At 39.9% G+C, this 21,684-nt stretch carries 16 protein-coding genes; 7 read left to right on the top strand and 9 right to left on the bottom strand.

Features of this window, described 5'->3' with window-relative positions:
* Positions 1–211: 211 nt before the first annotated feature.
* On the top strand, positions 212–835 hold the full coding sequence (locus R2Q78_RS04385; protein WP_316789230.1) for a hypothetical protein: 624 nt from the start codon (positions 212–214) through the stop codon (positions 833–835).
* On the opposite strand, the gene pdeM is transcribed toward R2Q78_RS04385, so the two are convergent.
* From pdeM to R2Q78_RS04365, 4 genes are all read right to left on the bottom strand, one after another.
* A complete protein-coding gene (gene pdeM, locus R2Q78_RS04380; RefSeq protein ID WP_316789228.1) occupies positions 807–1,442 on the bottom strand; it encodes a ligase-associated DNA damage response endonuclease PdeM in 636 nt (211 codons plus the stop codon). The two genes, R2Q78_RS04385 and pdeM, sit on opposite strands and share 29 nt — an antisense overlap.
* Entirely contained in the window at positions 1,439–3,952 is a 2,514-nt protein-coding gene (locus tag R2Q78_RS04375) for a ligase-associated DNA damage response DEXH box helicase (RefSeq protein WP_316789226.1), read from the bottom strand. Before R2Q78_RS04375 ends, pdeM begins: the two co-directional genes overlap by 4 nt.
* A 221-nt stretch (positions 3,953–4,173) precedes the next feature.
* Positions 4,174–5,766 carry an ATP-dependent DNA ligase gene (locus R2Q78_RS04370; RefSeq protein WP_316789224.1) on the bottom strand — a complete coding sequence of 531 codons (1,593 nt, stop codon included), beginning with the start codon at positions 5,764–5,766 and terminating at the stop codon, positions 4,174–4,176.
* Positions 5,763–6,827, bottom strand: a complete 1,065-nt coding sequence (locus R2Q78_RS04365) for a ligase-associated DNA damage response exonuclease (protein ID WP_316789222.1) — start codon at positions 6,825–6,827, stop codon at positions 5,763–5,765. The genes R2Q78_RS04370 and R2Q78_RS04365 overlap by 4 nt, the downstream gene beginning before the upstream one ends.
* 229 nt (positions 6,828–7,056) lie before the next feature.
* On the opposite strand from R2Q78_RS04365, the gene R2Q78_RS04360 reads away from it, so the two are divergent.
* From R2Q78_RS04360 to R2Q78_RS04345, 4 genes are all read left to right on the top strand, one after another.
* The gene (locus R2Q78_RS04360) at positions 7,057–7,590 is read left to right on the top strand and encodes an OmpA family protein (protein ID WP_316789221.1); all 534 of its coding nucleotides are present in this window, start codon (positions 7,057–7,059) and stop codon (positions 7,588–7,590) included.
* Between the two features lie 83 nt (positions 7,591–7,673).
* Positions 7,674–10,004 carry a TonB-dependent receptor gene (locus R2Q78_RS04355; RefSeq protein WP_316789219.1) on the top strand — a complete coding sequence of 777 codons (2,331 nt, stop codon included), beginning with the start codon at positions 7,674–7,676 and terminating at the stop codon, positions 10,002–10,004.
* A complete protein-coding gene (locus R2Q78_RS04350) occupies positions 10,004–10,795 on the top strand; it encodes a DUF4249 domain-containing protein (RefSeq protein WP_316789217.1) in 792 nt (263 codons plus the stop codon). The genes R2Q78_RS04355 and R2Q78_RS04350 overlap by 1 nt, the downstream gene beginning before the upstream one ends.
* 103 nt (positions 10,796–10,898) lie before the next feature.
* Positions 10,899–11,969 (top strand): HAMP domain-containing sensor histidine kinase, encoded by a 1,071-nt coding sequence (locus tag R2Q78_RS04345; RefSeq protein WP_316789215.1) that lies wholly within the window; start codon positions 10,899–10,901, stop codon positions 11,967–11,969.
* On the opposite strand, the gene R2Q78_RS04340 is transcribed toward R2Q78_RS04345, so the two are convergent.
* The gene (locus tag R2Q78_RS04340; protein ID WP_316789212.1) at positions 11,966–12,832 is read right to left on the bottom strand and encodes an aldose 1-epimerase family protein; all 867 of its coding nucleotides are present in this window, start codon (positions 12,830–12,832) and stop codon (positions 11,966–11,968) included. The two genes, R2Q78_RS04345 and R2Q78_RS04340, sit on opposite strands and share 4 nt — an antisense overlap.
* 145 nt (positions 12,833–12,977) lie before the next feature.
* On the opposite strand from R2Q78_RS04340, the gene R2Q78_RS04335 reads away from it, so the two are divergent.
* Positions 12,978–14,927, top strand: a complete 1,950-nt coding sequence (locus R2Q78_RS04335) for a PAS domain-containing protein (protein ID WP_316789210.1) — start codon at positions 12,978–12,980, stop codon at positions 14,925–14,927.
* 151 nt (positions 14,928–15,078) lie between these two features.
* Positions 15,079–16,845: an ATP-binding protein gene (locus R2Q78_RS04330; RefSeq protein ID WP_316789208.1), complete on the top strand. Its 1,767-nt coding sequence runs from the start codon at positions 15,079–15,081 to the stop codon at positions 16,843–16,845.
* On the opposite strand, the gene R2Q78_RS04325 is transcribed toward R2Q78_RS04330, so the two are convergent.
* The 4 genes from R2Q78_RS04325 to R2Q78_RS04310 form a co-directional block, all read right to left on the bottom strand.
* Entirely contained in the window at positions 16,835–17,821 is a 987-nt protein-coding gene (locus tag R2Q78_RS04325) for an MlaD family protein (protein ID WP_316789205.1), read from the bottom strand. The two genes, R2Q78_RS04330 and R2Q78_RS04325, sit on opposite strands and share 11 nt — an antisense overlap.
* 4 nt (positions 17,822–17,825) lie before the next feature.
* Positions 17,826–18,596, bottom strand: coding sequence for an ABC transporter ATP-binding protein (locus R2Q78_RS04320; RefSeq protein ID WP_316789203.1), 771 nt, complete (start codon positions 18,594–18,596; stop codon positions 17,826–17,828).
* A 4-nt stretch (positions 18,597–18,600) separates the two neighbouring features.
* Positions 18,601–19,410: an ABC transporter permease gene (locus tag R2Q78_RS04315; protein ID WP_316789201.1), complete on the bottom strand. Its 810-nt coding sequence runs from the start codon at positions 19,408–19,410 to the stop codon at positions 18,601–18,603.
* 109 nt (positions 19,411–19,519) lie between these two features.
* Positions 19,520–21,682: a S9 family peptidase gene (locus R2Q78_RS04310; RefSeq protein ID WP_316789199.1), complete on the bottom strand. Its 2,163-nt coding sequence runs from the start codon at positions 21,680–21,682 to the stop codon at positions 19,520–19,522.
* Positions 21,683–21,684: the final 2 nt, after the last annotated feature.

Raw genomic sequence — 21,684 nt, 5'->3', positions numbered from 1 at the left:
TTTCTTCACGACATGCATCTAGTCTTATCGAGTATTTACGCTCGTCATCTCGAGGGAAGCGCAGCGACGAGAGATCTCTTGAAGTAGCACGAACAAGAGATCTATCACATTCGTTCGAGATGACGGATAGCAAACATGAGGTGATATAGCAAACAAGAGATGGATATAGTAAACAGGTTAAAGGAAAACAACAATTAACAATAGCAAGTAAATGAACATCAAGCCGATCTTAGAAAATATAGTCAACGATAACTCCCTTCATGCCAAGTGGCTGAATACCCTTTCTTATATGGAAAATGCAGGAGCAAAAAAGATTTCAGCATCCGAACATAAAGAAAATGTAAACCTGATTATTCTAAAACACGCTGCGGAAGAGCATCGCCATGCTTACTATTTAAAGAAACAATTGGATAAGCTAGATGGAGAACTTTGTAAAACTTATACAAATGATGAACTGCTGACTCCCAATCAAACCAAGTTTTATTTAAATGCGCTGGATGTGGCTGTATGTCGCTACTTAAAGCAAGAGTTTAACCTCAGTGGATATGACCTGAAATTTGCTGCTTATCTGTTTGTTACTTATGCCATTGAGGTGCGTGCAGATGAACTTTATCCTGTTTATCAGCAGGTGTTGACAAATGCCGGAAGTAAGGTAACTGTAAAATCTATTATCCTGGAAGAGGAAGGGCATCTGGAGGAGATGCTGAATCAGCTTAGGACATTTTCTGCAGACTGGGAAAAGCATGCTGAAATAGTGATTAAGATTGAGCAGGAAATGTTTGATGAATGGATGACAAATCTGAATATTAAACTGCAACTACCTGCTCTGGCGTAATTGCATACAGGCGATCTCCTTCTTCAGGTTTCAATAACTGCAATCCGGTAAAAACACTAAAGGCGGGTAGTACTGCGCAGTGATTTCCAAAGTAAAAGCAGGGAAATTTCAATCGTTGCTTGGCTTTACCGTATAATGTTACGCCAGGATGTATATGTCCTGATATATTATAATATTCATCAAATTCTTTGGGCTTATCGTGTATAAATCGAAATGGCTTGCAAAGCAATTCTTTGTTGTGTACCTCAATTCCCAACGCTGTATAATCCTCATTTTTAAGCGCGTCGTGGTTTCCTTTAATCAACACCACCTTTAAATTTGGATGAGTATTCCTCCATTCAGTAAAAGCATTTGCATCGCTATTGATGTTGTTGTGGAACATATCACCCGTGACTAATAACGTTTTCGGATTAAATTCTTTCATGAGTGAATTCAATCTTTGAAGATCGGTATGGCCTACAGTGTCGGGAACCTGTATGCCGGATTTTCTAAAGTGAGCAGATTTCCCAATGTGCAGGTCACTGATGATGAGGGTTTCATTCGCGGGCCAGTATACCGCACGCTGCTTACTCAATATTAATTCTTCTCCTCTGCAATTTATAATCATTGTCGTCTTCTCTGGTTCTTTTTCTCTGTTTCGGCAGTCATTCGTTCTATTCTTTGGCTCAGTTCCTCAGTACTCATATTGTCTCTCAGGCTATCGACTTTAATGGGAAAACACAAGGGCGTATAGCTGTCGGTTTTTATAATTACAATTTTGCTGCCTTGTATCCTATGCAGTGCTGCGGCAAGCCGAGGCTCTTCAATCTGCTGATAAAATGCTTCATCATAAGCCTGACGCAATAATAAGTTATGTTTATCATAATCACTAAACACATTAAAAAATAATGCTGCTGAGGATTGCAGGTGTTTGTTTGCGATGTATTTTCCCGGATAACCTTGAAATACCAGTCCGGAGATACAAGCAATGTCTCTGAATTTTCTTCTGGCCATTTCCGTTGAATTGATACTGGCTACAATATCGGCCGCCAGGTTTTCCGGTGTAAAAAGGTTTTTTATATTTTCTTCATCGAGGGGAATGGGCTGCTCACTGAGTAATTCGAAACCATAATCATTCATAGCGATGGAAAAACTAATAGGCTTTACCCGGCCCAATCGATAGGCGATTAATGCGGCCATGATTTCGTGGACCTGCCTGCCTTCGAATGAGTATGCAAATAAATGATAACCGTCCCGGGTATTGATCAGCTCTATCAGAAACTCGTCGTTTTTAGGTACATGAGATACTTTGGCCTGTCGCTGAAAAAGCGGAAGTATAAGGTCCAATTCCTCATCATCATGTTCTTTGTCTAGTGTTTCATTGTATTTTTGGCGCAACACAGCGCCCAGATTCGACGTAAGTGAAATCCGTCCGCCCATCCAGCTCGGACTCATGGCCGTTTTTTGCTTGCTTTTCCGCACCATCGCCATCATATCTTTAATCATGATAAACTCAAGTACCCGGCCTGCCAGTGAAAAACTGCTGCCTGGTTTTAGCTTAGCTACAAAAGATTCTTCCACCATTCCCACATATCCCCCGGACAGGTATTTCACTTTGACCATCGCATCGCTCACTATAGTACCTATGTGAAGCCTGTGCCTCATAGCGATTTGCCGACTTTTTACCTTCCATAATCCATCTTCATCCTTACTTACTTTGCTAAACTCTGTATAAGCCGTAAGACTGTCGCCGCCAGTGGTGATAAACCGCATGATCCAGCTCCATTCCTGAGGCAACAGTTCCCTGAAAGCATGAGTTTGCTTTACCTCAAAAAAAATCTGCTCATCATCAAAACCATCACCTACAGCAAGCGAAACGAGGTATTGGATCAGAGTATCAAACGCCATGACTACAGGTTCCCGACTTTCAATATTTTGAGTGCGGGCTGCTTCCTTTATAGCCGCCGCCTCTACAAGTTCCAGCGCATGAGTTGGCAGGAAATAGATTTTGGAAGTTTCATACGGTGAGTGACCACTACGTCCTGCCCGCTGCAGAAATCGGGCTACGCCTTTAGGTGAACCAATTTGAACTACTGTGTCTACTGGTTTAAAATCTACACCCAGATCCAGAGAGGAAGTGCATACTACTGCCTTTAAGACGCCTGTATGAATGGCATCTTCAATCCAGTTTCTAAGTTCATAATCTATAGAACCATGGTGAATGGCCAGTTGGCCGGCCAGGGTTTCATCCTGCGCCAGCAATGTCTGGTACCACAATTCTGCCTGTCCCCGCGTATTTGTAAATATCAGTGTTGTTTTGCTTTTATGGATAATGGGCAACAGCTTGTGGGCCAGTTTATGCCCCAGATGACCTGCCCAGGGCAGCATGTCTATATGATCCGGGAGAATCGATTTGATTTGGATCTTCTTTTCTATATCAGCCTTGATGATGGTTTTGAGGACGTCTTCGTAGGGCACCAATACATCCATAGCCTGTTCCATATTTCCTATGGTGGCTGATATGCCCCAAATCCTTAGCAATCTTTCCGGATGATGTTTATTAACCATGCCCTTGATCCTCGAAATGGCAAGTTCAGCCATTACACCCCGCTTGCTTCCTATGAGTTCATGCCATTCGTCTGCTACAATGCATTGCAATTCATCAAAATAATTGAATGTACTTTTTTGTGCGAGCAGCAAATGCATGCTTTCAGGCGTGATAATGAGTACCTCGGGCATTTGTTTTTTCTGCTTCAGCTTCTCACTCTGAGAGGTATCGCCATTGCGTACGCCTACCATCCAGTCCAGCTCCAGTTCATCGCAGACCTCACGCATGGCACGTGCCAGGTCTTTAGCCAGCGAACGCAGGGGTGTAATCCAGATCAGCTTTAGGCCGGTATGTTGTTTTTTCTTAGCAGTTTTGATTTTAGGAAGCTCGTCTTTCTTGTTCAGCTCATCTATGACTACGGCAAGAAACATGGAAAAAGTCTTTCCAAATCCGGTTGGTGCGTTGACGAGACCACAATATCCTTCAGCATAATATTGCCAGGCATCGGTTTGAAACTTAAAAGGCTTTTTTTTGATTTTTTTTAGCCAGGCGATGACCTGTTTATATCCTTTGCTGCTGATTAATTTCATACGCATTATATAACAAAAAGAGAAGGAATAGGTTTGGTATGTTGTAGCTTGATCCAGGCATGCTTTGTTTGATTGTGCTCTATATTTCTCTTGCTTTTGTCTTGCTTTTCTCTTGCTCCTCTCTTGCTATTGTCTTGCTTTTGCAGGAAAAAACCAAAATTACTCCAATATACAAGCAAATTAAAAACAAGATTAAAATACAACGGAGTGTATAGAGATCATTATAGGGTTGACTGCAATAATTGCCTTAAGTCATCCAATGTATTGATCTCATCGGCCTTTTTATCTTTGCGCCACCGGGCGATGCGGGGAAACCTTAATGCAAGTCCGGCTTTATGTCTTTTACTCTCCGCAATTCCCTCAAAGGCAATTTCAAAAACAAGCTCTGGCTTCACCGTACGTACAGGGCCGAATTTCTCCACCGCATTCTTTAATACGAAAGAATTTACCTCTTTGATTTCTTTATCTGTAAGTCCGGAATAGGCTTTAGCAATGGTAATCAATTTGTCGCCATCTCTAACGGCAAAAGTATAATCTGTATAAAAGTTGGCCCTGCGGCCGCTTCCTTTTTGAGCATAGATCATCACAGCATCCACTGTGTAGGGATTGATCTTCCATTTCCACCAGTCACCGCGTTTTCTTCCGGCGTGGTAAATGGAATCCAGTTTCTTGAGCATAATACCCTCACTGTTGATCTCCCGGGAGGTTAACCTGATTTCCGCCAGTTCATCCCAGTTACTGAAAGCTACTGTAGGAGACAAAGCTACGATATTGGTGGTCTTTAAACCTGCTATTACCTTTTCCAGTTTCTCCCGTCTGGAGGCCATTGATTCTTCCCTGATGTCTTTACCTTTGAATTCCAGTAGATCATAGGTAAAGAAGCCGATAGGCGCTTCCTCCAGTTGTGATTTGTTGATCGTTTTGCGATTCAAGCGTTGTTGTAAGGTGCTAAAGGATTGTACTTTTCCATCTTTTACTGAAAGGATTTCTCCATCGAGTACAGTGCCATCTTCCAGTTCATTGAGCAGGAAATGCAGTTCCGGAAACTGATCTGTAACCAATTCCTCACCCCTTGACCAGATGAACAGCTCACCATTGCGCTTTACAATTTGTCCGCGTATGCCATCCCATTTCCATTCTGCCTGCCATTCAGAGGCTTCGCCAAGGGAGCCGGGTTCAGCTTCCAAAGCATAAGCAAGACAAAATGGATAAGGCCAGGAGTTGTCGGTATTGACATGTGCCCCTTGTAAGAGCTCGTCAAAAGTGATTTCTGCAGGCTGCCATTTGCCCATGATGCTGTGCATGATCTTATTGCTATCTGTATCACTTTGTTTGGCCAAGGCATTGACAAGCATTTTATTAGATACACCAATCCGAAAATTACCGGAGATGAGTTTATTAAAAATAAACCGCTCCTGAGTTTCGAGACTATTCCAGGAATCCAGGATAAAGTTCTTTTTGTAGTCATCGTCCTTTCCATGCAAAGCACTTAAATCATTGATCCATTCGTGCAGTTTACGGTCGATGGTCTTTTCGGGTGGAGGCAGGATCAGTGCGATGGTTTCACTTAAATCACCCACACTATGGTAGCTTTCCGCAAAAAGCCACTCCGGGATACCGCTTTGTTCAATAGCCCACAGTTTGATTAAGGCTGTATTTACAGGACGTTTAGGTCTTTTACCGGTGAACATAGCAATCACGTAAGGTTTGTCCAGGTCGTCTGCTTCGTTGAAGTATTCAACCAATGCCGTAATCTTATCGTTGGTCTTGTTACTCATTTCGAGCTTTTGGATCAGTTCAGTAAAGCGTCTCATGAAATGATCTCCTTTTCTTCTTCCTCTTCATTGCCATATTGTGTTTTAACTTCTTCTGCAGAAATGCCTATTTCATTGAGGTATTTGGAAAAAGTTGCTGTAAATCCATGCGTAACAAATACCTTTTCGGCTTCCGTCGCTTTTATAGCAGATAAAAGACCAGGCCAGTCTGCATGGTCACTCAAAGCAAAACCCGCGTCAGCACTTCGCCACCTTCGTCCGGCACGTACCTGCATCCAACCCGAACATGCGCCTGTGGCCGGGTTACTCAGATTTTTAATCCATCGCCCTTCAGCGAGGGCAGGAGGGACGATGACTATTCCTTTCTGCATATCGTCTTTTTTGGTATCTGCGGTAATCCTGATGGTCTCAGGTAAATTAACACCAGCGGCGATGAATCCTTCGTTGAGATTAGCAATAGAATTGTGGACGTAAATGTCGCTGTAACCAGCGAGTCCATGGATCAGCCGTTGTGCTTTTCCTAAGCTATAAGCCACCAGCACACTTGTTTTCTTTTTGTCGTGGTTGTCTGCTATCCAATCTTTAATTCCGGATAAGACAATCTCCTGAGGCTGCCACTTATAAATTGGCAGGCCGAATGTACTCTCGGAAACAAAAGTATGGCATTTCACTGGTTCAAAAGGAGTACTGATCCCATCTGACTCAACTTTATAATCACCGGAAACCACACATACCTCGCCTTTATATTCGAGCCTGATTTGAGCTGAACCAATTACATGTCCGGCAGGAAAAAGACTGATCTTAACTCCATTAATGCTAATTTCTTTGCGATAAGCCAGTGTTTGGATGTTGAGATCCTGGCCCAGTCTCTGATTCAAGACAGGTTTGGTGAGTTCATGGCATAAATAAGCGTCATTGCCCCATTTCACATGATCTGCATGGCCATGTGTTGTTACCGCCAGTTTTACTGGTTTCCATGGATCAATATAAAAGTCGCCTTGCTTACAATAAATGCCTTTACTGGTGAATTTGATGAGTGCCATTTCATAACAACACCTTCGGGATGCAAAAGTTTTTTCGTGAAAATCATACTCATTCATATGATTTTGTGGTTTGTTGCGTTTTAGTTACACGCTGTCTTTTTAGAATAGGATACTTATTTATATTATTACAGACACAAACACAAACAACAAATGAAGCCATCATGATTTATCAAAACCAAGTAATGGTATGAATAAACTGAGCTTGCGAGTTCTTGAACGCAAAAGCCATTTTATTAAAGTTAAAAATCTGATAGCTTCATCACAAATGAAAACAAATTATAAACAAATGAAAATTTTAAGAACCAGTTTATTATTGGCAGTTTTTGCCTTATTTGCCATTACATTACAATCTTGTAAAACAAGAAAAGTTGCAGCGAAGCCAGTGCCTCCGGTACAGAAAGAAGTAACCCCTGTCGAAGAGAAAGTTGTACCAGCAGCGCCAGTAGAAAAGAAAGCAGAGCCGGCACCTGTTGAAGAAAAACCAGATTATACTTTTACCAATGTATTGTTTGAATTTGATTCAGGAGTGCTAAAGACTTCATCTTTTGAAGTGTTGGATAAAATGGCGAAAGAGATGAAAAAGGATCTTTCTGCAAAATTCGTACTGAACGGTCATTCTTCGCTGGAAGGATCAGCCTCGCACAACATGTCTTTGTCTGTGGATAGGGCTAACTCTGTTAAATCATACCTGATCAATGCCGGTATTCCTGCCGCGAATCTAACTATAAAAGGTTATGGTGCCGCTCAGCCGGTTGCTTCTAACGATGCAGAAGAGGGAAGAGCTAAAAACCGTCGTGTAGAGTTTCAGGTAAGCCGTTAAGCCTTACATCTACTGAAATAAAAGGGGGGCACTGTGCCCCCCTTTTATATTTTCTTTCTATTTTTACCGGATACTAAGTATTTATGCCATATACAAATAGATTTGTCCTGATACTCTTTATTGTTATTCTTTTTAATCAGTTGGCAATAGCCCAAAATAAATTCACGGTTAATGGTACGGTTACCGATTCCGGCACGGGGGAGACGCTGATTGGTGCGAGTATAAAGCTTGTCGGGAAAACCACCGGTGGAGCGGTTACTAATTCTTATGGATTTTATTCTGTCAGCGTTCGGGAAGGAAGTTATGAAGCGTCCATCAGTTTTATAGGTTATAAAACCATTAAACAAGATATCACGGTAAATAAAGATGTGAGACTTAATCTTGCACTCACTGAAGATAATCAGCTTACGGAGGTAGTGATTTCAGCAACAAAGCGAGACGAAAATGTAAGTAGTCCGCAAATGGGACTTCAAAAAATAAATGTCAGAGAAATTAACAATGTCCCTGTTTTGCTGGGAGAAAGAGACGTTCTTAAAACATTGCAGCTGCTTCCGGGTATAAAATCTGCAGGAGAGGGAAACAGCGGTTTTTATGTAAGGGGGGGCTCTACAGATCAGAATCTGATCTTGCTGGATGAAGCTCCGGTTTACAATGCATCCCACTTATTGGGTTTCTTTTCTACTTTTAATTCTGATGCAATTAAAGATGTTAGTGTTTATAAAGGAGGGATGCCCGCTCAGTATGGCGGCAGACTGGCTTCTGTATTAGACATAAAAATGAACGATGGAAACCGGAAAACATATACAGCAGAAGGCGGTCTTGGCCTGATATCTTCCAGGGTAAAGGTTGAAGGACCTATCGTAAAGGATAAAGGCTCTTTTATGATCAGCGGGCGGCGGACTTATCTGGATGCATTTTTAGCCTTGTCGCCAGATAGCTCTATCAATGGCAATACCTTGTTCTTTTATGATTTAAATGCTAAAGCTAATTATCAGCTTGATGAAAAAAATACTTTATTTCTATCGGGTTATTTTGGAAGGGATAAGTTGGGGATTTCAGAAACTTTTGGCTTCAACTGGGGAAACTCTACGGTAACATTAAGGTGGAATCATTTGTATAGCAATCGCTTGTTTTCCAATACCTCACTGATTTACAGTAATTATAATTATGTGATCCAGAACTTTACGGAAGAGAATAATTTTGAGGTAAACTCGTCCATCAAAGATTTCAACCTTAAACAAGACTTCGAATATAGTTTAAACAGTAAACACAACGTTAAATTTGGGATCAATGCCATTCATCATACCATTGCTCCGGGCAAGCTTACCGCTTCTGAAACTTCAAGTGTTAATGAAACAACCTATGAAAATAGAAAAGGGCTGGAACTTGCGGCTTACCTTTCTGACGAGTGGTCTGTAAATGACAATCTGAATCTTGTGTATGGACTTAGGTTAAGTAGTTTCTCATTATTGGGTCCGGGTAATTTTAAGACGTATGATGCAGATGGAAATACCACAAGTGTAACTGCTTATAAAAGCGGTGAATTTGTTAAAAATTACATCAATCTTGAGCCAAGAATTTCTGCGAGCTACAAAATAGACGGTTCAAGTTCTTTTAAGGGTGCTTACACCAGGAATATCCAGAATGTACACCTGATGTCCAACTCAACTTCCACTTCGCCTACCGATCTGTACATCATGAACAGCAATAACGTAAGGCCGGAGATTGCAGATCAGGTGGCAGCCGGGTATTTTAGAAATTTCAATGATGATAAGTATGAATTTTCTGCAGAAGTTTATTACAAATGGATGCAGAATCAGATAGAATATAGGAGTGGGACTGATTTGAGAGGGAATGGTAATGTAGAGGCAGACCTGTTATATGGGGATGGAAGGGCTTATGGAATTGAACTCTTTTTAAAGAAAAGATTTGGAAAGTTTAATGGATGGATAGGTTACACCTGGTCCAGGACCGAGCGTCAGTTTGATGATGTAAATGAAGGTAGGTGGTTTTATGCAAAGCAGGACAGGACTCACGATCTTTCTCTTGTGGGAATTTATAAAGCCAGTACAAGGTGGACATTCTCTTCAGTATTTGTATACAATACGGGTAATGCGGTAACTTATCCAAGTGGGAAATACCAGATCAACGACCGTACGGTATTTTATTATACAGAAAAGAATGGTTACAGAACCCCTGCGTATCACCGTCTGGATGTTTCAGCGACGCTTGAAGGAAAGCCCGGCAAAAGACTACAGTCAAGCTGGTCATTTGGCATTTACAACCTATACAACCGTAAAAACGCCTTTTCAATTGATTTTGAAGATAATCCGGACAACCCGACTCAAACACAGGTGGTAAGAACCACCTTATTTGGTATTATTCCTTCAGTAACGTGGAATTTTAAATTTTAATGATGAACAGAATATTTAATATAATGATACTTTTCGCATTGCTGATGTCATTTTCTGGCTGTGAAGAGGTGATTGACCTTAAGCTCGACGATGCTCCGCCAGCTGTTGTCATCGATGGAGGTTTAAGCGATCAGAATGAAATTCAGGTTGTAAAGGTATCCACAACCTACAACTTCAGTGAATCCAATAGGTTTAATGGCGCAAAAGGTGCTAAAGTAGTACTTATTTCAAGCACTGGCAATACTTATAATTATTCTGAAGTGTCGCCCGGGATTTATAACAGTCCGGCTTTTAGGGGCAGGTCTGGTGTGACCTATACCCTCAATGTTACTTTAAATAATAAGACTTATACTGCAAGTTCTATAATGCCTGCCAAGGTTAATTTGGATTCCCTTACATTTAAGGAGTTTAGTTTTTTTGGTCAGTCAAATACCTACATCGCTGCTAATTATAAGGACCCGGGAGGTATTCAAAATCAGTATCGTTATGTACTAAAGGCTAAAGGTGTGATTGAGGAGGACGCTGTTAGCGAAGATCGTTTCGATGATGGAAATAACGTGGCCAACGTCATTTTTTATGAACTGAACGATTTGGTTGCCGGTGATTTAATTGATGTAGAATTTCAGTGCATAGACAGAAATGTATACAGGTATTTTTTTAGTTTAAATCAGACAGAAGGAGGGGGCGGTCCTCCCGTTGCTCCGGCAAATCCCCCATCCAATTTTAATAATGGAGCTTTAGGTGTATTTAATGCACATACCTCAAGTAAAAAAACCATCGTACTTAAATAGGGTTGGTCACCTGAGATAAGTTATTTTGACTTTAAGATTATGTGTAATTGTTCTATATTGCAATAGCACAGAGTTTAGTTTAAACATCCCTATTTAACATCTCATGGCCGATCAAATATTAAGTCAACCCCTTTCCATTAAAAAGGAAAGGATTAAAACGCTTTCTAAACTGCCATCTCTTGTGGCTCAACTTCTTCACGTATCTCAGGTAGTCATAAGATTGGAACACATGGAACAGCTATTTTGCTATTCTCTTGATCATGAGACTGCAGATGTGAGTATTTTAACAAATGAGCTTGAAGCCGCTCAACAGGGTTACTCATTTTATTTTTCATCTCTCATCAATACCGGGATCGGTGGTAACGTAGGGTCAATACACATTATAGATAGAGAGGCACGAATATTAAATGACAAAGAAATAAAGCTGTTGAATGATGTCATTGACATCATTATTGATCAAATAGAGCTTGAATTTGAATCCAAGAAAATATTGGAAAAACATCATCAGGTACTGAATACTACTGCGCATGATTTGAAAAATCCGCTCACTACAATTCCCGTACGTGCTGATTTGATCAAGCTGAAAAAACATGATCCTGAAATAGTAGAGAAAATGTGTGATCATATAAAGGTCGCAAGTTTAAATATGATTCGGATTATTGATGAGTTGCTGCAATCCGGGACGGCTGAGGAGGGAAAAGTTTCATTGTTACTGATGAAATTAAATATTTCAGGTATTGTAGGTAATGTCATTGCAATGAATCAACCTTTGGCTGAAAGAAAGAACCAAGTCATTAATTTGAACAATGCAACTATGGTGATGGTCAAGGCTGATGAAGGTAAAATGGCTGAGATCATTGATAATTTGGTCAATAATGCTATAAAATACTCCCCGGTAAATTCAACAATAAATGTCGATGTTCGTGTGGCAGACAACAAAGTTGTTGTGGTTGTTGAAGACGAGGGCCAGGGTCTTACAGATGATGATAAAAGTAAATTATATCAGCGCTTTACAAAGCTTAGTGCCAAGCCAACCGGTGATGAAAACTCCACCGGCTTGGGACTGTCAATCGTAAAAATATTAATTGAAGCGCATGGGGGCAGGATTTGGGCAGAAAGTGAAGGTGCAGGCAAGGGTTCAAGATTTATAATAGAACTTCCTGTTTGTGTTTAAAATGTTTCAACCGCCCAATGATGATTCCACTCTTCCAGAGGTGCCAGTTTAATGATCCCTTCCTTTTCTTCTAAATTCTGATTGTGATTTATTCCATCGGCTATACCACACCAGGGCTCGAGACATACGAAGTCAGCATCCCTGGCAGCCCATATCCCAAAAAACGGAAAATCCGTAAACCTGAAGTGTAAGCCATAGGGGTTTTTAGCGTTTTTCAATGAAATGCAATCACTTTTTAATGCCTTAAAAACCAAAGCATCGTCGTAAAACAATTCATGATTTAACTGCAACCGATTATGCTCCAATTTAATGGTTTCAGTTTTTTCATCAATCAACTCGCTCTTGATCTTATGATAAACAAGCTCACTGTCTTTGTTAAATTCAAGAAAATAGTCTGTATAGCTTAAACCATTTTCAGTCGGTGTTGCAAAAGCAGGGTGACCGCCTATCGAAAATAAGAGCGGTACATCATCGGTGTTCTTCACGATGTAATTACATCTTATTGCAGATTCACTCAATGTGTAATGTATGCTTAAGGAAAATTTAAAAGGATAGGACTTAAGTGTCTGATCATTTTGACGGAAGGAGAAAATAACTTCAGTATCATCAGTTTTTAATACTTCAAATTCATTATCTCTGGCAAAACCATGTCTTGGAAGGTGATATTCAGTACCGCTCAGGAAATAGGTGTTGTTTTTTAATCCCCCAACAATCGGAAAAAGTACCGGGCTAAACTTGCCCCAATAATTGGTATCTCCACTCCACATGTACTCCTTGTTTGTTTTTATGTTTTTAAGGCTTTGAAGTTCAGCGCCTTTTGTGGAAAAGGATGCTTTTATGTGTTCATTTTCTAGAAATACCATGGCTGCTTTTGAAAAAAATAAAGTTAGCAATTCAGCTTAATAGTGCCAGCAATATTCAATAATTGTAGACGATTGTTTAAGTTTATGCTAATGATCTGAAAAAATGATTTAACTTCAAATCATCTAAATCGCCCTGAATATCAATATGAATCTCGAGAAAAAGCTTGTTGTGATTACGGAATGGCTACTAAACCGACCAAGAGTAGCGGGAATATTTGTTTTCTTGTTTTTGATTTTATTGATAGGCCTATTTACCAACCAACGCTATCAGATCATTAAAGAAAATGAACATCGGGAGATGAATAACATGCTAAATGCTGCAAAACAGAACATAGAGCAGTCTTTACGGAATAGTTATACCTCTGCACTAACTCTGGCTTTGACTATAAATGACAAGGGGGAACCTGATAATTTTGAAGCGGTCGCTGCCCAGCTCATGAATTCCGGAATGCATTTTAAGGCCGTTCAGCTTGTGCCTGATGGACTTATAAAATATATCTATCCTTTAAAAGGTAATGAAAAGGCAGTAAATTCGAGTGTCTTTGGTGTCTCTAAAGAAAACACCTACCGGGCAAAAGCTTCCATAAAAGCAAGGAAAATGTATTTTTTAGGACCAAGCCGTTTATTGCAGGGCGGTAAGGGCATAATTGGCAGATTACCTTTATACCGCAACAATAAGTTTTGGGGGTTTTCTGCAGTCGTGATTAAACTAGAAGCCTTTTTAAAAGATGTTGGTGTCGATGTAAGTAAGAATAATGCTTACTATTTTCAATTTTCAAAGGTCAATGTAACTGACAACAAAGAGGAATTTTATCTTCCCGGAAGCAGCGATTTTTCAAATAAAACTTATGAAAAAGTTTCTATCCCGGATGGGAACTGGAAATTATACATTATTTCAAATAACAAATACAGCCTGTTGGCACAGGTGATCTCACCTTCTGTTTTTGGCATATTCCTGGCAATATTGTGTAGTATACTGGTGACACAGCTACTAAAGCGCGCAGAAGAAAAACTACTCATGGAATCCTGGGTCAGAATAGAGTCGTTGATTAATACGATAGATGGAATCGTATGGGAAGCTGAGCCTGATAATTTTGAGTTTACGTTTATCAGTGGAAAAGTGCAGGATATACTAGGATATACTCCAGAAGAATGGCTTTCTTCGCCGACATTCTGGGCAGATCATCTTCATCCGGAAGATAAAGAATGGGCTGTGGAATTTTGCATGGTGAACACAAAAATGAATAGGCAGCATGATTTTGAATATCGGATGATCGCAAAAAATGGGCATATAGTGTGGCTTCGTGACATCGTAAATGTAATTTCAGCAGAAGATAAGCCGATCTTGATAAGAGGGATTATGATTGATATCGGTGAAAGTAAACGTGCTGCAAAGGCACTGAGTGATTCTTTCGAACTGGTCAATGAGCAAAATAAAAGGCTGTTAAATTTCTCTTATATCGTATCCCATAATTTGCGTTCACATACGAGTAATATACAAGCCATCTCTTCTTTAATAGAACACACCGAATCTGAAGAGGAGAGAAAGGAGTTTATTGAGTTGATGAAAACCGTTTCGGGATCATTAAATGAAACCCTTGTTAATCTCAATAAAGTGGTCAATATCCAGACGAGCATTGATATCATCAGAGATCATTTAAACTTACGGGATTATATAGACAGGACCATAAATGTTCTGAACGATCAGATCGCTTTAAAAAATGCCACAATCATAAATAATGTGCCCGCTGATGTCAATGTCCACTACAATCCTGCATACCTCGAAAGCATATTGCTCAATTTTATATTTAATGCGATACGGTACAGTCATCCAGAACGGGCACCTTTAATAGAATTGAGCTGTTTGTATGAAAAAGATCAGCTGGTGCTTGCTGTTAGCGATAACGGGATCGGCATTGATCTTGAAAAACACGGACACCAGCTTTTTGGGATGTATAAGACTTTTAATGGAAATCCTGATTCAAAAGGAGTAGGGCTTTTCATTTCAAAAAATCAGATAGAAGCAATGGGTGGTAAAGTAACTGTTGAGAGCGTAATAAATAAGTGTACCACTTTTAAAATCTATTTTAAATAGTACTCTTTGCTGATTAAACTAAACTTTCAGGAAAACAACTCTCATTTAATTAGATATTTTAATTTGGTGTTTTTCTGTAAAGGTAATTTTGTATATTTGATAAGGATAATTATACTACATGGATAAGGATTTGCCCTTTTTTAATTGCTCGTTGAAAAAGGTATTTACTAAAATGCCAGATTCTTTTTCTGCCGCGCGGATAAAAATCATACTGACTATCCTTATTCTTTCCTATGTAAAACTTGCTGTAGTTATTGCAGATTCTTTAATAAAGCACCATAGTTTTCAGTTGACGAGGGCTATCATAATATTGGTGACCTATACAGGATTGCTGAAATGGCTATTGTACCGTCCTTCCCATATTAGAACTATAGCACATCTTCTTATCATTACCGGACTTTTGATCATATGGGGCAATCCGATCCTGAACCATAAAAATGTGAATGTGGTATTGTTGCAGATGATATTTATGGTGAGTCTCAGTAGCTTTTACCTGCTTGATAAAAAATTTGGTGTCATTTATTCCGTATTGGCCGCACTGCCGATCTTTTTGATAGTTGTTTTAAAGACGAAATTATACGACTATAGCGGAGGATTTAGAGAGGAGATAGGTTCGCCGGGTGTCGAAATACTGATATTCTTCAATTTTGTAACGTTGTTTTACTCACATTATCTATTTTATCAGGCCATTCAGTTGAATATGGAAGAAAAAGCTGAATTAAATAGTAAGCTGAAAGATGCAGTTGAAGAAGCCAACAAGCTTGCCCTTTCCAAATCAGACTTCCTTTCAGTGATGTCTCATGAATTGAGAACGCCATTAAACACCGTTCTTGGCAGTACTTCCATGTTGTTGAACAATGATCCAAAAGAATCTCAAAAAGAGGACCTAAGGGCTTTAAAATTCTCTACAAATAATCTTCTGAACCTTATTAATGACATACTTGAATTCAATAGGACTGAGTCAGATAAAATGGAGCTTGAAATCATTCCGGTTAATCTTTCTGAAACCATGTATGATATTTTTTCAGGATTAAAGTTTGCGGCGAATGAAAAAAAATTGGAACTCATTCTAAATATAGATCCGGAATTATCTCAGCAGGTGGTATTAAGTGATCCAACACGGCTTACCCAGGTTATTTATAATCTGCTCTGGAATGCGATTAAGTTTACAGATAAAGGCAGTGTTACGCTGAGTTTGAGCCAGCTTGAAAATACGGAAAAAGAAGTGAAGGTCAGGTTTTTGATTTCCGATACCGGGATAGGTATAAATGAAGACCGTCAGGAGGCTATCTTTGAACCTTTTACCCAGGCATATTCAAATACAACCAGACACTTTGGGGGGACTGGCTTAGGGTTGGCAATTGTTAAGCGCTTATTGTTGCTTTTTAATAGCAATATTCACTTGAAAAGCTGTCCTGATAAAGGATCTGATTTTTTCTTTGATATTGTTTTTGACCGGACAGAACTTACATTAAATCCAATAACTCCTCAACTTGAATTTGACCTTCAGGGCATGAAGATATTAATCGCAGAGGACAATGAGATGAATACACTGCTCATGAAAAAATTGCTTTCGAAATGGAATACCGAATGTGAGTATGTAGGAAATGGAAGTGTAATCCTTGATTTATTCAATAAAGGTCTTTATTACGACGTGATATTAATGGACTTGAATATGCCGGTAATGGATGGTATAGAAGCTACCAAAGCTATTCGTAAAATGGAAAATCACATGGGTATTCAAATCATTGCACTCACCGCATCTGTATCAGATGAGATCAGAGTTAAGATCCATGAAGCAGGAATGAACGATTATGTTTATAAACCTTTTGAACCAGCTGTACTTTATCAAAAATTACAGCTGATCCAAAGTAATAATGTTAGAGCAGCCCGAAGTATCAATACTGCTATTTCTTAACCTCTGCTTCCGCCTCTGCTTTAGCCTTTTTCTTAAAGAAGCCCCTTAAAAGAAAGTTATGTTGCAAGGCTTCAAGATTCTCATCAAGTTTCTTACTGCTGGTTTCCATGTTCAACATGATCGATTTTACCTGTTCAGCAGTTTTCTGATCATTTAACAATACACCCACAGCATTGTCTGTTTGGGTCAGCTTCGCTGAAGCCTTATTCAGGTTTTCAGACAAGGCAGAAGCTGAACTTGCCGTCTTTTGTAGCTCATTTACCGAAGCCTGTAATTTAGCGAATACGGCCGTATCAGTAAGTAATTTATCGGCTAAGCCTCCTTTAGTATTTAAAGTTTTTGTGAAAGCATCGAGTTCGATGGCCATTTTATTAGCTGAGGCAGTCGTATTTCTTAAGTTAACGACAATAGCTTTAAAATCTGAGGCAATCTGCTGGTCAGTTAATAATGACCCGACTGTTCCTTTTCCTTCAACCAGGCTCCTCGCCAGGATCTTGAAATCAGAAGTTACGTCAACCAGGTTCTTATTATTTACCTGAAATGTTTTCATGATGTCATCAGTAGAAAGGGTACTGTTGACCCTTAAGCGGTCACCATCTTCAACAAAAGGAAACTTTGGAGTACCACCGGTAATTACAATGATCTTATTACCAATTAACCCATCTGAGCTGATGCTCGCAGCAGCATCCTTATGGATGTACTTATGGGCTTCTTCTTCAATGTTTAAAAATACCTGTACCTGTGAGGTTCCGTAAAACTGGATCTTTTTAATGGTACCGATTTTTACACCTGAGAACCAAACGTTATTTCCTGTTTTTAATCCTTGTATGTCGTTAAATACCACATCTACTGTAAAGCTTTTTACAAAAGCTTTTTTCTGGCTCCCTAACGTGAAAACTCCTAAAATAAATATCGCTAAGCCAAGAAGGATAAATCCTCCAACTACTACTTTACGACGATTGTCTGTTGCCTGCATATCTCTATTGAATAAAATTATAATCGTAAAATGGTTTTACGCGTTCATCACTTGTATTAAATACCTCATCGAAACTACCCTGACGTTCAAATTTGCCGTCGAGCAGCATTGCTACCCTGTTTCCAACTGCCTTTGCGCAGGTCAGATCATGTGTGATAATGATTGAACTCGTATGGAAACGTTCTTGTACTTCATTGATCAAACTATTGATCTCAAGGCAGGTGATCGGATCCAGTCCGGCGGTAGGTTCATCATAAAGCATGATTTCCGGTCTGAGAATTAAAGTGCGCGCAATTCCTATCCTTTTTCTTTGTCCGCCAGACAGCTCTGAAGGCATTTGGTTGATCGTCTGTAATAAGCCTACTGCATCCAGCATCTCTTCTACAGCACTGTTTATTTCACCTTTAGTCAGGTTCTTTTGGTTTCTTACCAGTGGAAAAATCAGGTTTTCCTTCACAGTCATACTATCATAAAGTGCGCTGTTCTGGAAAGAGAAACCTACTTTAAGTCTCAAAGCAAGCAGTTCCTTATAAGTAATCTCATCTACCACGTGGTTCAGTACTTTAACTTCGCCCTGATCGGGGGTTAATAAACCAACTATGATTTTAATGAGTACAGATTTACCAGTCCCTGATTTACCAAGCACTACGAGATTTTCTCTTTTGTAAAGATCAAGATCTACACCTCTTAATACATGGTAATTCCCAAAGGATTTGTATAAACCTTTGATCTCAATAACTTTTTCCTGTTCGTTCAGGGGCTTTTTTTGTTCCATAATTTTAAGTCCTGAATAAACCAAAAAACTGTACTGATACGACTTCTTCTATAAAGATCAGAAACATCCCGATAACTACCGCGGAGTTGGCAGCTTTACCTACGCCCTCAGTCCCCTTAGATGAATTATATCCCTGGTAACAGCCAACCATACCAATCGTAAAACCGAATATTATCGCTTTAACTGTCGAAGCTGTAATGTCCAGAAATGTAATTGATTCCAGCGAAGACTGAAAAAATGCTTTGGCACTTGTTCCTTCACTAAGTGATACGTTTAGCAAGGCGCCGAGCATGCCTACCATTGCAGTATAGAAAGTAAGGATCGGAATTGTAATAGTTGCCGCAAGTACTCTTGTCGTCACTAAAAACTTAAAAGGATTAGTGGCCGATACTTCCATTGCATCAATCTGCTCAGTTACTCGCATTGATCCAAGTTCAGCACCTATGCTTGATCCTACCTTTCCCGCAGCGATCAGTGAGGTCAACAGGGGAGCCAGGGTTCTTAAAAGTGCAATACCTACGAGAGAGGGCAGCCATGATGTTGCGCCAAACTCGGCCAGGGAAGGACGGGATTGTTTTGTAAATACAACACCGGTAATAAATCCTGTAAGTGATATCAGTGCGAGAGAGCGATAGCCAATATCATAACACTGTTTCATCAATTCTTTACCTTCGTAAGGAGGTAAAAAGCCTTCTTTAAAAAAGCGGCCCATAAACTGGAAAACATCATATAGTGTCATAAAAGTCTTGGCTATTTTACCCGGACCTTTTACTTCATCATTTAAAATTTTCTCACTTTCAGTCTTGCTCTCCATGTATACGCCTTAATGTCATGTTATTCGATTTTCAATGTTGTTTTCCGTTCAATGTGACTTCTGAGAACACTAACTATCAAACCTTGCGCCAAAATTTTATAATTATGGCTTATTTTCCTCCGGCCGGACAATTTTTCTGTAAAAATTGCGTATACGTTAACGCCAGATGTCTTGAGGTGCCTTCGCCTTCATTGATGCTATGCGTTCTGTTAGGGTAGGCCATCATCTGGAAAACTTTTCCGTTTTTAATAAGCTCATTGATTAGCATTTCTGCATTTTGATAATGCACGTTATCGTCACCTGTACCGTGGATATACAAGAGATTTCCCTGCAGATTTTTGGCATAAGTAATCGGAGATCCTTTGATGTAGGCATCCTTGGTTTTCAAAGGAGAACCCATATAGCGTTCCTGATAAATGTTGTCATAAGTAAGCTGGTTGCCTACTGCAGCAATTGCAATTCCTGTTTTGTAAATTTCCGGATACTGGAACATCAGGTTCAGCGTCGATGAACCACCACCGCTCCATCCCCATACAGCAATTCTGTTTTTATCTACAAAAGGCCATTCCATAATTTTCTTAGCTGCCTGGGCCTGATCACGGATATTTAAAGTTCCTATATTTTGAAAAATACTTTTGCGCCATTCCCTGCCTTTAGGAGCAGGAGCGCCCCTGTTCTCCACAGAGATGTAGATATAGCCATCTTTAGGCATATCACCGGCATAAAGCCAGTTTTGACCGGCACTGTAGGTATCTGTTACCGTTTGAGAAGCAGGTTCACCATATACATAAAATACAACAGGGTATTTTTTCGAAGGATCAAAATTATCAGGTTTCTTCATCCATCCATCCAATTGTATTCCATCTTCTGTAGTCACTTTGAAAAACTCTACCGGATTGCGCTGTGGCTTTATCCTCGACAATTGTGTGGTAATGCTGCCGTTCATAGTGAGAGGATTCAGCGTTGTCAGTTTCATCCACTCCGTAAGCGGTGGTATAGTCGCGCTTTGATAGGTATGTCGTGCAAATATACCATTAGGGGAAATCTCATAACTGTGCGTTCCCGGCAGGATAGAAGGGGTTACCATTTCAGGTTTACCACCACCGGCAAGTTTTGTTTTATATAAATATTTTTGAGTTGCATTTGTAGGGGAAGCTATAAAATATAACCAGCCATTTGGCTCGTCTACAAGTGATTGTTCTATCACATCATAATCTCCTTTGGTGATCAGGGTCTGCTTTTTGCCATCTTTACTGATGCGGTAAGCATGACGCCATCCATCTTTTTCACTTGTCCACAAAAATTCTTTACCATCGTTTATCCATTCCCAACCTTTGCCAGCGTCAATCCAGGCCTTGTCTGTGTCTGTATAAATATTGTTTACCGTTCCGCTGCCAGCATTGATCACGAATAGTTTACTTACATTTTGTTCCCTGTTTAGCTGCTGAAGAATAACGTCATTCGTATTCGGGATCCAGTCCATTCTGGGAATATAATTTTGAACCTGGTCGCCAGGCACTTTTAGCCACTCTGTTTTGGCGGTAGTAATATCTACCACACCAACTTTACATGACGAAGGATCCTGACCGACTTTGGGATATTCAACAGGAATGGTATAAGAGTAGATGGAATCCGTGTTATTGATCATCAAAAAATTCCTGATTTTAGTCGCATTGATCTGCCAGTAAGCGATTGACTTCCCGTCAGGGCTCCATCTGAATCCGTCTCTGCAATCGAATTCTTCCTCATAAACCCAGTCAAACGTACCGTTGATCAGCCTGTCGGTGCCATCTGTAGTCAGTGCTTTGCTGCTCTTATCACCCAGGTCATCAACATAAAGATTATGCTTACTTACATAAGCCACTTTATTTCCGTTAGGAGAAAACTTCGCAAACATCAGTGACGATGCAGGTTTGTCTTTTCCTATTTTTAGGATCTGGTTGGTTTTAAGGTCGGCCACATAGTAATCTCCCCTGGTTTCGTAACGCCATACTTTTTTACTGTTCGTGTAAATCAGTACTTTATTTCCGTCTTCAGAAACCTGAAAATCTTTAATGGCATTGATTCCGCTTCCAGAGGAATAAAATAATTCACGGCCTACCACGACTTTTCTTTCGTTATTAGGAAGGCTGATGGTGACCAATTCGCCATCTATTACCTGATAGTAGCTGTTTCCATCCTTAGTCCATCTGATTTCCTGTGCATACGATTGCTGGCAGAATCCAATTAATAAGATCAAAGCCAGTTTGAAGATGATGTTTCTGAAGTTCATTT

Source organism: Pedobacter frigoris (genome assembly GCF_032678645.1).
GTDB lineage: Bacteria > Bacteroidota > Bacteroidia > Sphingobacteriales > Sphingobacteriaceae > Pedobacter > Pedobacter frigoris_A.
Note: the sequence above shows the minus strand (reverse complement) of the source record. Positions and strands in the feature narration are given on the sequence as shown.

Excerpts from the sequence above, each read along its gene's own strand:
- R2Q78_RS04315 (WP_316789201.1), bottom strand. The coding sequence starts at position 19,410 with ATGGAGAGCAAGACTGAAAGTGAGAAAATTTTAAATGATGAAGTAAAA.
- R2Q78_RS04375 (WP_316789226.1), bottom strand. The coding sequence starts at position 3,952 with ATGAAATTAATCAGCAGCAAAGGATATAAACAGGTCATCGCCTGGCTA.
- R2Q78_RS04360 (WP_316789221.1), top strand. The coding sequence starts at position 7,057 with ATGAAAATTTTAAGAACCAGTTTATTATTGGCAGTTTTTGCCTTATTT.
- R2Q78_RS04310 (WP_316789199.1), bottom strand. The coding sequence starts at position 21,682 with ATGAACTTCAGAAACATCATCTTCAAACTGGCTTTGATCTTATTAATT.
- R2Q78_RS04355 (WP_316789219.1), top strand. The coding sequence starts at position 7,674 with ATGCCATATACAAATAGATTTGTCCTGATACTCTTTATTGTTATTCTT.
- R2Q78_RS04385 (WP_316789230.1), top strand. The coding sequence starts at position 212 with ATGAACATCAAGCCGATCTTAGAAAATATAGTCAACGATAACTCCCTT.
- R2Q78_RS04345 (WP_316789215.1), top strand. The coding sequence starts at position 10,899 with ATGGCCGATCAAATATTAAGTCAACCCCTTTCCATTAAAAAGGAAAGG.
- R2Q78_RS04340 (WP_316789212.1), bottom strand. The coding sequence starts at position 12,832 with ATGGTATTTCTAGAAAATGAACACATAAAAGCATCCTTTTCCACAAAA.
- R2Q78_RS04350 (WP_316789217.1), top strand. The coding sequence starts at position 10,004 with ATGATGAACAGAATATTTAATATAATGATACTTTTCGCATTGCTGATG.
- R2Q78_RS04325 (WP_316789205.1), bottom strand. The coding sequence starts at position 17,821 with ATGCAGGCAACAGACAATCGTCGTAAAGTAGTAGTTGGAGGATTTATC.
- R2Q78_RS04370 (WP_316789224.1), bottom strand. The coding sequence starts at position 5,766 with ATGAGACGCTTTACTGAACTGATCCAAAAGCTCGAAATGAGTAACAAG.
- R2Q78_RS04365 (WP_316789222.1), bottom strand. The coding sequence starts at position 6,827 with ATGAATGAGTATGATTTTCACGAAAAAACTTTTGCATCCCGAAGGTGT.
- pdeM (WP_316789228.1), bottom strand. The coding sequence starts at position 1,442 with ATGATTATAAATTGCAGAGGAGAAGAATTAATATTGAGTAAGCAGCGT.
- R2Q78_RS04335 (WP_316789210.1), top strand. The coding sequence starts at position 12,978 with ATGAATCTCGAGAAAAAGCTTGTTGTGATTACGGAATGGCTACTAAAC.
- R2Q78_RS04320 (WP_316789203.1), bottom strand. The coding sequence starts at position 18,596 with ATGGAACAAAAAAAGCCCCTGAACGAACAGGAAAAAGTTATTGAGATC.